The sequence below is a fragment of the Polaribacter sp. IC073 genome, assembly GCF_007997075.1.
Lineage (GTDB): Bacteria > Bacteroidota > Bacteroidia > Flavobacteriales > Flavobacteriaceae > Polaribacter.
On sequence record NZ_VORS01000001.1, the window covers coordinates 543,564 to 557,030 of the forward strand.

The 13,467-nt window shown below is 28.7% G+C and carries 11 protein-coding genes and 1 pseudogene; 10 read left to right on the forward strand and 2 right to left on the reverse strand.

Annotated features, from left to right (window positions below):
- The first annotated feature begins 84 nt into the window (after positions 1 to 84).
- The 8 genes and pseudogenes from ES045_RS02415 (at position 85) to ES045_RS02445 (ending at position 10,477) form a co-directional block, all read left to right on the forward strand.
- On the forward strand, positions 85 to 327 hold the full coding sequence (locus ES045_RS02415) for a hypothetical protein (protein WP_147111788.1): 243 nt from the start codon (positions 85 to 87) through the stop codon (positions 325 to 327).
- Positions 317 to 1,735, forward strand: a complete 1,419-nt coding sequence (locus ES045_RS02420; RefSeq protein ID WP_189663004.1) for a thioredoxin-like domain-containing protein — start codon at positions 317 to 319, stop codon at positions 1,733 to 1,735. The genes ES045_RS02415 and ES045_RS02420 overlap by 11 nt, the downstream gene beginning before the upstream one ends.
- A 17-nt stretch (positions 1,736 to 1,752) precedes the next feature.
- Positions 1,753 to 3,941: pseudogene (locus tag ES045_RS02425) on the forward strand (peptidase domain-containing ABC transporter).
- Between the two features lies 1 nt (position 3,942).
- Positions 3,943 to 5,232 carry an HlyD family secretion protein gene (locus ES045_RS02430; protein WP_147111794.1) on the forward strand — a complete coding sequence of 430 codons (1,290 nt, stop codon included), beginning with the start codon at positions 3,943 to 3,945 and terminating at the stop codon, positions 5,230 to 5,232.
- A 1,055-nt stretch (positions 5,233 to 6,287) separates the two neighbouring features.
- On the forward strand, positions 6,288 to 7,025 hold the full coding sequence (locus ES045_RS02435) for a GLPGLI family protein (RefSeq protein ID WP_223267156.1): 738 nt from the start codon (positions 6,288 to 6,290) through the stop codon (positions 7,023 to 7,025).
- A 41-nt stretch (positions 7,026 to 7,066) separates the two neighbouring features.
- Complete coding sequence (locus ES045_RS16535; protein ID WP_223267157.1) at positions 7,067 to 7,522, forward strand: hypothetical protein; 456 nt, start codon at positions 7,067 to 7,069, stop codon at positions 7,520 to 7,522.
- 31 nt (positions 7,523 to 7,553) lie between these two features.
- On the forward strand, positions 7,554 to 7,793 hold the full coding sequence (locus tag ES045_RS16540) for a GLPGLI family protein (protein ID WP_262712852.1): 240 nt from the start codon (positions 7,554 to 7,556) through the stop codon (positions 7,791 to 7,793).
- An 11-nt stretch (positions 7,794 to 7,804) separates the two neighbouring features.
- Positions 7,805 to 10,477: a carboxypeptidase-like regulatory domain-containing protein gene (locus tag ES045_RS02445; RefSeq protein WP_147111797.1), complete on the forward strand. Its 2,673-nt coding sequence runs from the start codon at positions 7,805 to 7,807 to the stop codon at positions 10,475 to 10,477.
- Between the two features lie 114 nt (positions 10,478 to 10,591).
- On the opposite strand, the gene ES045_RS02450 is transcribed toward ES045_RS02445, so the two are convergent.
- Positions 10,592 to 11,227, reverse strand: coding sequence for a viroplasmin family protein (locus ES045_RS02450; protein ID WP_147111800.1), 636 nt, complete (start codon positions 11,225 to 11,227; stop codon positions 10,592 to 10,594).
- A complete protein-coding gene (locus ES045_RS02455) occupies positions 11,220 to 11,792 on the reverse strand; it encodes a phosphoribosylglycinamide formyltransferase (protein WP_147111805.1) in 573 nt (190 codons plus the stop codon). The genes ES045_RS02450 and ES045_RS02455 overlap by 8 nt, the downstream gene beginning before the upstream one ends.
- A 169-nt stretch (positions 11,793 to 11,961) precedes the next feature.
- Between ES045_RS02455 and ES045_RS02460 the strand changes: the two genes are divergently transcribed.
- The gene (locus ES045_RS02460; RefSeq protein ID WP_004569249.1) at positions 11,962 to 12,198 is read left to right on the forward strand and encodes an acyl carrier protein; all 237 of its coding nucleotides are present in this window, start codon (positions 11,962 to 11,964) and stop codon (positions 12,196 to 12,198) included.
- A gap of 12 nt (positions 12,199 to 12,210) precedes the next feature.
- Complete coding sequence (gene fabF, locus ES045_RS02465) at positions 12,211 to 13,464, forward strand: beta-ketoacyl-ACP synthase II (RefSeq protein ID WP_147111808.1); 1,254 nt, start codon at positions 12,211 to 12,213, stop codon at positions 13,462 to 13,464.
- Positions 13,465 to 13,467: the final 3 nt, after the last annotated feature.

The window sequence follows — 13,467 nt, forward strand, 5'->3', positions numbered from 1 at the left end:
AACGGTTCTCTCGCGAAGAATAGACACAAACTGTGAGTGTCTTTAAATGTTCATGGCAAATATAATTTTTTAAATTTTTATACTATGTTAAATAACATTTTAAATTTAGACGGAGTTACTGTACTTGACAAAAAACAGCAAAAAGAGGTTAATGGTGGTGGAGGTTGTAGATTAACAACCTTTACTAACGGTGTAAGAGATACTTACCTTATTATGGGGATGGCTGAAGATGAAGGGACTCAAACAGCAGGAGCACATAATGCATGTGGAGATTTATTGAATGGAGGAGCAGATAGATGTTTTTACGACTGTACGCATGATAATTAAAGATAAAAATTATTTTCAATTAATGAGAATAAAATTATCTGGCAGTAAACCAATTATAGGTTTACTGCCTATTATTTTGGTAGTTTTATTTTCTTGTAATATTGAAAAAAGAAAGGGCATCCCTAAAATAGATAAACAATCTATTAAAAGTCTTGATACTATTGTATTATTAATTAAAATTAATGGATCTACTGAAACTGGTCTTAACTCACCAAATATTTATTTGAATAATGATTTTGTTGAATTTAAAAATGAAACTACAGATTCTATACAAATCACGAGATATGTAGCAAGAGTATTTAAAAATTTGGTTTTTCAATATAAGGCATATGTTTTTAATAATGGAAGCCTTAAAAATATTGAACAAACATACCTAGTTGAAAAAAATATGGATACTTTAAAGTTAGTATACAATTCAAAAGAATCTACCTTTGATCCTAATGAAAATGAAATCACTAAATTTTATTTGGATTATAAGAATATTAGAATCAAAATATTTAAAGATAAGGGTAGAAATAATAGTATTTTAAAATCAGAACTAGATTCTATTTATAATATTTACAATATGAAATATAATAAAATTAAAAATGAAACTCTATTAAGGTTGAATACTATGCATTATTATGACAAATTACAAATGCTATATATAAATGAAACTAGTATAGATTTTTTTATTAAGAGTATTGATGAGCCGATTGGTTCGACTATATTAAATTCATTATTATTTAATTATACCAAGAATAGAATAAAAAATATTGAATATGAAAAATTAAATTCTAAGAATTATTCTAAGAATTATTTAAACCTCTTAGCTCTTGGCCATTTTTCTTTTTTAAGATCTGAGGATAATAAAGGTGATATTAAATATTTACAGGCAATTAATTGGTTGAAAACAACAGATTTATATAAAAAAGATTCCGTTTTTATAAAAAAGAAAATTATACCATTAAATAATTTAAAATTTAAAGAGAATTTGAGAGCATTAAATTTTTTTGATATTAATACCGAAAAAAACTCAATAACTGAAATCTTAAAAAAACATCATGCAAATTATTATTTATTAGATTTTTGGGCTACCTGGTGTGCACCATGTATAAGAGGTGTAAAAGAAATGAGGGAAATGGATTTGCCTAAAAATATAAAAATTATTAGTATTTCTTTAGATAAGAAAAAAGATAAAGAAAAATGGATATCTAAAACAAAAGAGTTAAAGCAATCTTATACTTATTGGTTAGACGAAAGTAGTGTTACTGGAAAATCTTTTTTGAAATTTATAGAACTTCAATCTATACCAAGATATATTTTAATTGATAAAAAGATGAATTTAATTGATCAGGCTTTCTTTCATCCCAGTGAACCACAATTTTTGTTAAAGCTTAAAGATGTGAAAAACTATAAATTTTGGTAGAATAAATAAATTAACTTTTGAAACTAAATAAATTTCCAACATACAAACAAACTGAAGCCAAAGATTGCGGCCCTACTTGTATAAAAATATTAGCCAAACATTATGGTAAGCTAATTAATACCCAAGAGTTACGTACATTAAGTGAAACTACCAGAGAAGGAAGTAGCCTATTAGGTTTAAGCGATGCTGTAGAATCTGTTGGTTTTAAATCTTTAGGAGTTAAATTAAGTTTTAATAAACTCTTAGAAGCACCATTGCCTTGCATTGTCCATTGGAATAAAAACCATTATGTAGTACTCTATAAAATAAAAAAAGATGTTGTTTATATTTCAGATCCAGCACATGGGCTAATTACATATAGTATAAAAGATTTTATTAAATTTTGGATAGGTAATAATGCAGACGAAACTACAGAAGAAGGAGTCGTTTTACTTATAGAACCTACACCTAAGTTTTATCAATCTGAATTTGACAAAGACGAAAAATTCGGATTTAGATTTATTTTTAAATATTTAAGTACAAAAAGTTTATCATTCAGCTTATAATTGGTTTATTGGCGGGTAGTTTGTTACAGCTAATTCTTCCATTTCTCACGCAGAGTATTGTAGATGTTGGAATTAAAAATCAAGATATAAATTTTATCTATTTAATCCTTTTTGCTCAATTATTCCTGTTTATTGGTAAAGCTGCTTTAGAAATTATAAGAAGTTGGATCTTACTTCATTTGAGCGCAAGAATTAATATCTCTTTAATTTCAGATTTTTTCATAAAACTAATGAAGTTGCCAATCTCTTACTTCGATGTTAGAATGACAGGAGATTTGTTACAAAGAATAAATGACCATAAAAGAATAGAGCGAATATTGACGACTTCTTCTTTAACGGTTCTTTTTTCCTTTTTCAATCTAATTATATTTAGTTTGGTATTGGGATATTATAGCATGCAAATTTTTGCAGTTTTTGCTATTGGAAGTTTATTATATTTTACTTGGGTATTATTTTTCTTTAAAAAACGAAAGGAATTAGACTATAAACGTTTTTCAGAGGTAAGTACAGAACAAAGTAAAGTAATAGAACTAATTAATGGAATGCAAGAAATAAAACTGCACAATGCAGAAAAGAGAATGCGTTGGAACTGGGAATATGTTCAAGCCAGATTATTTAAAGTTGCTACAAAAAGCTTAGCTTTAGAACAGACACAAAGCGTTGGTTCTAATTTTATCAATGAAATTAAAAATATGCTGATAACTATATTATCTGCTAAATTGGTAATTGATGGCGAAATTACACTTGGTATGATGATGGCTATAAGTTACATCGTTGGGCAATTAAATGGCCCAATTGTTCAACTAATTGGTTTTATGAGAGATGTGCAAGACGCACAAATTTCACTGGATAGATTAGGGGAAATACACAATATGGAAGATGAAGAAAAACCTGGTGAAAATAAAATATCAGATGTTCCTGAAGATGCAGTAATTCGTTTAAAAAACATTTCTTTTAGATATACTGGGGGGCTAGAGCCTGTAATAAAAGACCTTTCTTTAGAAATACCACCCAATAAAACTACCGCCATAGTGGGTGTTAGCGGAAGTGGAAAAACTACATTAATGAAACTACTTTTAGGTTTTTACAATATTGATAAAGGGGGGATTTATGTGAATCAGTTTAATTTAAAAGATATTTCTGTAAAAGCATGGAGAAAAAATTGCGGGGTAGTAATGCAAGAGGGGTATATTTTTAATGACACTATCGCTAAAAATATTGCAGTTGGAGAAGATTATGTAGATAAAGATAAATTAAACTATGCCATAAAAGTTGCTAATATAAATGACTACATAGATAATTTACCTCTAGGCTTTAATACTAAAATTGGTGCAGAAGGTTCTGGTTTAAGTACTGGTCAAAAACAACGCTTATTAATAGCCAGATCTGTATATAAAGATCCGAAAATTTTATTTTTTGACGAAGCAACTTCTGCCTTAGATGCAAATAATGAGAAGGTAATTATGGAGAATTTAGATAATTTCTTTAAAAATAAAACCGCAGTTGTTATTGCACATAGACTAAGCACTGTTAAAAATGCGCATCAAATTGTAGTATTAGACAAAGGGAAAATTATAGAAAAAGGAAACCATAATGATTTAATAAATCTAAAAGGTAGTTATTATCATTTGGTGAAAAATCAATTAAATTTAGGGAAGTAAGATGCCAGAAAAGAATGAGATAGAAGTTAGAAGTGAAGAGGTACAAGAAATACTATCTTATGTACCTAATTGGATGGTTCGTTGGGGAAATACATTATTTTTTTTACTGATACTTATGTTATTTTTCATTTCATGGTTTATTAAATATCCAGACATTATTAATGCCGAAGTTATATTAACTACTAAAATACCACCTCAAAAAGAGTACGCTAGAGTTAGTGGTAAAATAGATACAATTTTTGTTAGAGATGCTCAGAATGTTATAAAAAATCAACCTTTAGCTATAATAGAAAATACAGCCGATTATTCAGATGTTTTTCTGTTGAAATCAATTATTGACACCATTAAAGTTCAAAAAGAATCATTTTTATTTCCTATTAATGACTTGCCAATTTTGTTTATAGGTGATATAGAAGCAAGTTATGATTCATTTGAAGATAATTATATTAAATATGTTTTGAATAAAGATTTAGACCCATTTTCTCATGAAGTAAATGCTAATAGAATTTCAACCTCAGAGCTTAAAAGAAGGTTGTCTAACATGCAATCTCAAAAAAGGCTAAATGAAAAGGAGTTAAAGTTTAAAAAGAAAGATTTAGAGAGAAGCAAATCTCTTTTTGGGAAAGGAGTAATTTCAGAGAAAGAGTATGAATTGAAGCAGTTAGATTTTTTACAGTCTGAGAGAAGTTATAAAAACATGAATACCTCTATATCTCAATTAAGAGAATCCATTTCAAATAATAAAAGAACTTCTAAAGGAACTGAAATTGCCAAAGTTAGAGAGGAAATGACGTTGTTAAAGAATGTAATTCAATCTTTTAATCAGCTAAGAAAAAGTGTGAAAGATTGGGAAATGAAGTATTTGTTAATTTCAGAGATAAATGGCAAGGTTTCTTTTTTAAATTATTGGAGTAAAAATCAAACAGTGAGTCAGGGAGATTTAGTTTTTACAATTATACCAAGAAATAATTCTGCATTTATAGCAAAACTGAAAACCCCATCACAAAACTTAGGTAAGGTTAAAGTTGGTCAAGTAGTTCATATAAAATTAGATAACTACCCAGATTATGAATTTGGTGTTTTAAAAGGTATCGTGAATAATATTTCTGAAATTTCAAATAAAGAAGGGTTCTATACTATAGATGTTTCGTTACCTAAAAATTTAGTAACTTCATACAATAAGGATATTATTTTCAAACAAGAAATGAGAGGTGCAGCTGAAATTATAACAGAAGATTTACGTTTGATTCAACGTTTGTTTTATCAATTAACTAAAATATTTAATAGATAACTTCACTTTAAACTTATAAAAAACTAATTTTTTTTCTATTTTGGAATAATCACCAAGATAATGTCTAGATTTTATGTTAAACTAGTTTAAGTTCGTTCATATTTATTCTTCTACAAACATTTCTTAAAACTATATTTATACAGAAATAAGCGTTTTTTATATAACTACTTTTTTAGCGATTATATTTTCATAAAAAAAAGAACAGCACAAATTATTACCAATCAACTGTCCATTTTAGACTCCCTGAAAACAGTATGTTTTTTTGTATCCCTGAATTCAGCTAGTCGAAATCGGATGGGTTGTTTTTTAGGTTATTAGAAAAAAGTTTCTCAAATTTGGAAAAGAGAAAAAGCTATGAAAAAGAAAAATTTCTCCCATTTGTTGTTTTTTAAATAAGTCTTTTAGATGATTTAGAAATATTAAAACCCTCTACAAAGCACATGAAATTAAGTAAATGAAAAAGAGTTCTTATTTATTATAAAAAATAATAAAACCTCCATTTGTGGTTAAAAGAAATATAAAAATTACTAAATAAATGTATCACTTAAACAAATGCTTATGTAAATAAACAACAACAAACAGAGGAAGTATTACAAAAGTACTGCTTTTTCTACTAATTTTTTAGAGAATTTTAAATTGGTTTACTCAGGTAAAATCTCAAAATTTTAATTAATAAACCTAAAAATATAATTGGGTTTTAAAATACATTATAATGAGAAAATTAATTTTAAGTCTAGTATTTGTGCTAGCAACAGGAAGTACCTTTATAAATGCAACAACATCGAATAAAGAAACTTTAACCAACGATATGGCCTTATTTGATTGTTAGGAGTCTGCTGATTTGACTGAAAGATTTTCTGATGCTTTGGCAGAAGCCGAAGGACGTACAATGACGTATGAACAACGTTTCAATGTTTGGGCAGCAGCATACGATACTTGTATGAATTAAAAGAACAGAGAATAAGCTTTAAATTGAGATTTAAAGTATATTATATAATTGATTGAGGCACTAACAAAGTGCCTCAATTTTAAAAACAAAAAACAAAAAACAAAAAATGAAAATAAAAATTTTAATTATTTGTGCTTACTTTTTATTAAGTATTAACTCATACAGCCAAAAACAAATTTATACTGGTGAAATAAACTATGAAGTAAATATGTTAGTAAATGAAAGTAAATTAGATTCAATCGCTAAAAAAATGAAAGGATCGGAAAATATGAAAAAGATGATAATTTCTAATATGAAAAATCAAAATAGTATTAATTTTAAGTTGAAATTTAATAAGAATGAATCTATTTTCGAAGAAGAAAAAAGACTTAAAATAAATGAAAGAAAGATTAATTTTACTAGAATAATAATGGGAAATGGTTCTTATTACACAAATAAAAAAACAAAAGAAACTTTAAACCAAAAAGAAGCTTATGGTCAACTGTTTATTATTGATGTTTCACAAGTAAAATGGGAGTTAACTCAAGAAAGAAAAAAAATAGATAGTTATGTTTGTTACAAAGCTACCACTTTTAAAGAGGTAGAAAATTCAAAAGGGAAAAATAAAGTAGAGGTTATAGCTTGGTATACAACAGAACTACCATATAATTTTGGACCTAATGAATTCAACGGTTTACCCGGTTTAATATTAGAATTACAAGAAGGTAATTTAATAATTAAAGCATCTAAAATAAATTTGATTAATAAGAATGTTGAGATTAAAAAACCTATTAAAGGTAAAAAAATAACTTTAGAAGAATTTAATATTCTTAGTAAAAAAATGTATGAAAACAGAAGAAACTAATTTTGATATTAAAAATAATAAATCATCTATAAAAAACAGCTATGAAATTTATTTTTCTATTTATTTTATCATTTTGTTCGCTAACGGTTCTTTCTCAACAATTAAGTGGTAAAGTAACGTATGTAGTTTCTATGGAGTCTTATACAAAAGAGAAAATAGATTCGATATCCAAAAACTTAAAAACCAAAAATGTTAAAATGGACAAATGGATGAGAGATATTTTTGAAAACACGCCAGATGTAAAAGCATTTTTAGAATTCAACAATAACGAATCTTTATATTTTGTAGAAGATAAAATGCAGAATGATGGAAAGGCAACCTATAATGTAAATAGAACTTTTGCTGGTGGAGACAATATATATTACAAAAACACCGAAACTAAAGAATACTTTAATGAAAGTAGCACTTTTGGAGAATTAATGTTGATAGAAATTGAACCCAAAAAGTGGAAAATAACGCAAGAATCTAAAAAAAATAGGAAATTATGTATGTTATAAAGCCATAGATATAACCTCTAAAAACAGAAAAATGAAACCGATAGTTTGGTTTACACCAGAAATACCAGTGAGTTTTGGTCCTTTAAAATACAATGGATTACCTGGCTTGGTTATTTTGGTAGAAATGTCTAAAAGAACAATTAGTGTATCAGAAATAATATTAAATCCTAAAGATAAAATTAGTATTAATAAACCAACAAAAGGCGAAAAAATAACAGCTGGAGAATCTAGAGAAAGAGGAGCTGCTATATGGAAAAACATAGAAAAATAATAACTATATTTATGAAAAAGAAACTCCTAATTATTTTAGTATTTGCAATTTCAAGTTTTAGTTATTCCCAAAAAGTAACCTTAACAGGTTTTGTAAAAGATAGTTTACAAAACCCAATGCCCTATGCAAATGTAATTGCAAAACCCAAAGATGTCTCTAAAAATTTGCAATTTGCCATTACAGACAACGAGGGTTTTTATCGTTTGCAATTGGCAAAAGGAGACACGATTAACATAAGTATTTCTTATTTGGGGTACAAACCCATAGATTATCAATTTATTACGCTTAAAAACACCAAAAAAGATTTTGTATTGCAACAATCTTCAGAAAGTTTAGATGAAATTGTAATAGAAATGCCTGTAACGGTTAGAGGCGATACCACTACTTATAAAACCGATAAATTTATTGATGGTTCTGAGCGAAAATTAAAAAATGTGTTAAAAAAATTACCAGGTGTTGAGGTAGATAAAAATGGTAGAGTTACTGTACAAGGTAAAAAAGTAACCCAAATGCTGGTAGATGGTAAAAAGTTTTTTGGTGGAAATTCGAAACTTGCCGTAGAAAACATTCCTGCAGATGCCGTTGGGAATGTAGAAGTAATAGACAATTACAACGAAGTTTCATTTTTAAAGGGATTAACAGATTCTGATGAAATGGCAATGAACATCAAATTAAAAGAAGATAAAAAACGCTTTGTTTTTGGTGATGTTGAAGTAGGGAAAGGTAACGAAGATTTTTACAAAACGAGTACAAATTTATTCTATTATGCACCTAAAATAAACGTGAATTTTATTGGGAATATTAATAATCTTGGCGAAAAGACATTTACATTTCGAGATTACATGAGTTTCTCTGGTGGTGTTAATGCCATTTTTAGTGGTAATTTTGATTGGAAAGGTGGTGCTTTTTCACAATTTATGGAAAGCAATGATGTTTTGGTAAGTAAACAAAAATTTGGAGCATTAAACATTTCTAAAACAGCGACTTCTAAATTAGATATTGCTGGTTTTGCTATCTTTTCAAATACAAATACGAGTAGTTTTGTAGAAGATTTTAATGAGTATAATACGTTTACAGAAGAAAGAACCAATAAAACCAATGCAGATAACTTGTTAGGTATTGGTAATTTGAATATAGAATATACACCAAATTCTCAAGAAAAATGGTATGTAAGAACACAAGTAAAAAGAACGAATAATGCAAATGTCAATCGTTTAACTTCTTTGGTAAATGCTACTTCTAATACAATTACTACAGATAGAAATTTAACAGCAACATACATCAACCAAAATATAGAATGGCATAAAAGACAAAATGATAAGCATACGTTTTCTTCAATTGTAAATTATATTTATGATAAAAACAACAACAACTCTTTTTGGGAAACGAAAAACCCAATTTTACAAGGTTTAATTCCTGCGGATAATAATCAGAATTTATTAAGAATTTTACAAGAAAAAAACACCAAAGAACAAAATATAGATGCTGTTTTTAAGTATTTTTGGGAGTTAAATAATAGCAACCATATTTATACTACAGCTGGTAATAAGTTTTTAAATGAAGATTTTTTTACAAACGATTTTCAGCAATTAGACAATGGCAATAACAACAATTTTTCTTCAGGTGGTTTTGGCAACGATGTAAATTTTAAATTGAATGATTTGTTTGCAGGAATTCATTACAAGTTTAGAACGGGTATTTTCACTTTTAAACAAGGCGCTTTTTTACACAATTACAATTGGAAAGTAAACCAACAAATCCAAACCACGAAAAACAAATGGGTGGTTTTACCAGATTTTTCAGCAAAAATTGAGTCTAATAAATCTAAGAAAATTACTATAAATTACAATTTAAAAACTTCTTTTTCTGATGCTAGTAGATTTGCAAACAGGTTTTATTTACAGTCTTACAACTCTGTTTTTAAAGGAAATGAAGATTTAGAAAATAGCTTATACCACAATGCAAGAATTTATTATAGCAGATTTAGTTTATACAGAGGTTTAATGCTATTTGTGAACTTAAATTACAACAAACAAATACAAGGTGTTAGAAATACAGTTGCTTTTGATGTTAATAATACAGATGCATCTCAAAGAATTAATCAATTTTTAACAGCGAAATTATTTAGCAATCCGTCGGAAGATTTAAGAGGAACTGTGCATTTAGAAAAAAGTATAAAAAGCATAAAATATAAATTTGATGTTGGTTTTAATAACGCTAGTTACATACAAGAAATAGATAGTAACATTCAAACCAATAAAAATAATAGTTATAATTATGAAGTTGGTTTCGAAACGATGTTCGATAATTTTCCAACAATAGAACTTGGAGTAAGTAGAGATATTGGACGTTTTATTTCTAGTAACAATACTTCTAAATTTATAACAACAGAACCTTTTGTAACTGTAGATTATGATTTTTTAGAGGGCTTTATTTTCAATTTTGATTACAAAAAGAGTATTTACGAAAATAAAGATTTAGGTCAGAAAAACACTTATGAAATAGCAAATGCAACCTTGTCTTATAAAAAAGAAGATAGTGCTTGGTCTTATAAAATTACTGCACAAAATATGTTCAATGCACAATTTAAACAAAGCAATCGCTTTTCAGATTATCTAGTTTCAGACAGTAGAACATTTATTTTACCTAGAATATTTATGTTTTCTATTGGGTATAATTTGTAGTTTCAGTCTTCAGTTTTTAGTTATTAGTAAACCAAAAACTACAGTTAATTAATAAAAATTATAATTTCCATAAAGATTTGAGCTCTTTCTCTTTGGTAAGGTTGGGATGGGCTTTTACTTCCTTCCAAAATCTGCAGGTATTTCTCCCCAAGCTTTGGTTTCCCATTTTAAAATGGGGTTTTTAAAAGTATTTTCTTTCAGCCAATTTTCTGCTCTTTTTATGAGCTCTAATAGCTCTTTATTAGAAGCATCGAAATGCATATTGGTTTTACACCTTTTTTGTTTTATCCAGCTCATGGCAATTCTAGAATCCGAATAAATAGGAATGTTTTCTTTGTTTTTACTTTTTAAAAGAGCAATACCATGTACCAAAGCTAAAAATTCACCAATATTATTCGTACCTTTTTTATAAGGGCCTTTTCTAAAAATTTCTTGCTTGTTGTGCGTTAGCACACCTCTGTATTCCATTTTCCCAGGATTACCAGCACAGGCAGCATCTACAGAGATACTTTCTAAATTTGGTTGGCCACATTTTGCTTTTTCAGAAGAAGACAACGTTGGTTTTTTAGTATTCTTACCTACATAATCTTCATATTTTTTAGTAGCTGCAGTTTCAGCTTCACTTAAATCTGCAAAAGATTTGTATTGTGCACCTTCAAAACCATCAATTTGTTTCTTACAGACTTTCCAAGAAGTAAAAACTCCTTTTTTTCGTCCATTCCAGACTACATAAAACTTTTTTTTACTCATTTGTACTTAAAATTACTTCTTCTATTACCTTCGGAAAGTAGCGTTGTTCTAATAAATGAATCTTTTCTGCGATCGTTTCTGGGGTATCTTGTTCATTTAATTGCGTTTTTGCTTGAAAAATAATGGCTCCTTCGTCATAATTTTCATTTACGTAGTGAATTGTAATGCCAGTTTCGCTTTCATTATTTTCTTTTACGGCAATATGAACGTGCATTCCGTACATTCCTTTTCCGCCATATTTTGGCAATAATGCAGGGTGAATATTAATGATTTTATTCGGAAAAGCAGCAACAATTTTCTGCGGAATTCGCCATAAAAAACCAGCTAAAATTACATAATCTGCTTCATTTTTTAAGAGGTTTAAAATTTTATTTGTAGCAGAAAAATCATCTTTATTAAAGTGTAAGCAGTTTATTTCTAGCCTCTTACATCTGTCAAATACTTTGGCATGTTCATTGTTACATAATACGTTAGTAACGGTAGCGGTCTTAGTGTGATTAAAAAACTTAATAATATTCTCTGCGTTCGATCCAGAACCAGATGCAAAAATAACAATACGCTTCATATCTATCTTTCTAAGCTACAAAAAAAGGAATAATTATTAACAAAGTGATTCTTTTAGGTAAAGATTAAATTATTTTCTTTACTTTTAATGATCATTTTACGGACAAAAATTAGTTATAATTAATAAGAATTGTATTTTTGCCCAGATTTAAAATTTAAAATAAAAAATTATGTCAGACATTGCATCAAGAGTAAAAGCGATTATCGTAGACAAATTAGGCGTTGACGATAACGAAGTAACAACAGAAGCTAGCTTCACAAATGATTTAGGAGCAGATTCTTTAGATACTGTTGAGTTAATCATGGAATTCGAAAAAGAATTTGATATCCAAATTCCAGATGATCAAGCAGAAAATATTGGAACTGTAGGTCAAGCAGTAAGTTATATAGAAGAAGCTAAAAAGTAATATTTATATTATATGCAATTAAAACGAGTTGTAGTCACTGGACTTGGAGCATTAACGCCCATAGGAAATAATATTGAAGAATATTGGAACGCTTTAGTTAACGGAGTTAGCGGAGCTGCGCCTATAACGCATTTTGATGCCTCCAAGTTCAAAACTCGTTTCGCATGTGAGTTGAAGAACTTTAACGCTACCGATTTTATAAATCGTAAGGATGCCCGTAAAATGGATCGATTTACGCAATATGCAATGGTTGCTTCAGATGAAGCAATTGCAGATTCTAAATTAGATTTAGACACGATAAATAAGTTGCGTGTTGGTGTTATTTGGGGAGCCGGAATTGGTGGTTTAGAAACTTTTCAAAATGAGGTTTTAGACTACGCTGCTGGTGATGGAAGTCCGAGGTTTAACCCTTTCTTCATTCCAAAAATGATTGCAGATATTGCACCAGGTCATATTTCTATTAAAAACGGATTTATGGGGCCAAATTATACAACGGTTTCTGCTTGTGCATCCTCAGCAAATGCTATGATAGATGCACTTAACTATATTCGTTTAGGATATTGTGACGTTATTGTTACAGGAGGTTCTGAGGCTGCAATTACAATTGCGGGTGTTGGAGGTTTTAGTTCTATGCAAGCATTATCATCTAGAAACGATACACCAGAAACTGCTTCGAGACCATTTGATGCAACTAGGGAAGGTTTTGTTTTAGGAGAAGGCGCAGGAGCACTCGTTTTAGAAGAGTACGAATACGCCAAAGCAAGAGGTGCAAAAATCTATGCAGAGGTAATTGGAGGAGGAATGTCTTCTGATGCGTATCACATTACTGCACCACATCCAGAAGGAATTGGTGTAATTGCTGTGATGAAAAACTGTTTAGAAAATTCTGGTATTAAACCAGAAGATGTAGATCATATTAATACACATGGTACTTCTACTCCGCTTGGAGACGTTGCAGAATTGAAAGCAATTTCAGCTGTTTTTGGAGATCATGCTAAGAATATTAACATCAATTCTACAAAATCTATGACTGGCCACTTATTAGGTGCTGCTGGTGCTATAGAGTCTATTGCTTCTATTTTAGCAATGGAACACGGTATTGTACCGCCTACAATTAACCATCAACATATTGATGAGAAAATTAACCCAGAGTTAAATTTAACCCTAAATAAGCCTCAAAAGAGAGATATTAAGGTTGCAATGAGTAATACTTTTGGTTTTGGAGGGCATAATGCATGTGTAGCTTTTAAGAAATTAGATGAGTAGTAT

What these genes read in the sequence shown, in the direction of transcription:
- ES045_RS02415 (WP_147111788.1), top strand. Translation starts at nt 85, where the DNA reads ATGTTAAATAACATTTTAAATTTAGACGGAGTTACTGTACTTGACAAA.
- ES045_RS02420 (WP_189663004.1), top strand. Translation starts at nt 317, where the DNA reads ATGATAATTAAAGATAAAAATTATTTTCAATTAATGAGAATAAAATTA.
- ES045_RS02430 (WP_147111794.1), top strand. Translation starts at nt 3,943, where the DNA reads ATGCCAGAAAAGAATGAGATAGAAGTTAGAAGTGAAGAGGTACAAGAA.
- ES045_RS02435 (WP_223267156.1), top strand. Translation starts at nt 6,288, where the DNA reads ATGAAAATAAAAATTTTAATTATTTGTGCTTACTTTTTATTAAGTATT.
- ES045_RS16535 (WP_223267157.1), top strand. Translation starts at nt 7,067, where the DNA reads ATGAAATTTATTTTTCTATTTATTTTATCATTTTGTTCGCTAACGGTT.
- ES045_RS16540 (WP_262712852.1), top strand. Translation starts at nt 7,554, where the DNA reads ATGAAACCGATAGTTTGGTTTACACCAGAAATACCAGTGAGTTTTGGT.
- ES045_RS02445 (WP_147111797.1), top strand. Translation starts at nt 7,805, where the DNA reads ATGAAAAAGAAACTCCTAATTATTTTAGTATTTGCAATTTCAAGTTTT.
- ES045_RS02450 (WP_147111800.1), bottom strand. Translation starts at nt 11,227, where the DNA reads ATGAGTAAAAAAAAGTTTTATGTAGTCTGGAATGGACGAAAAAAAGGA.
- ES045_RS02455 (WP_147111805.1), bottom strand. Translation starts at nt 11,792, where the DNA reads ATGAAGCGTATTGTTATTTTTGCATCTGGTTCTGGATCGAACGCAGAG.
- ES045_RS02460 (WP_004569249.1), top strand. Translation starts at nt 11,962, where the DNA reads ATGTCAGACATTGCATCAAGAGTAAAAGCGATTATCGTAGACAAATTA.
- fabF (WP_147111808.1), top strand. Translation starts at nt 12,211, where the DNA reads ATGCAATTAAAACGAGTTGTAGTCACTGGACTTGGAGCATTAACGCCC.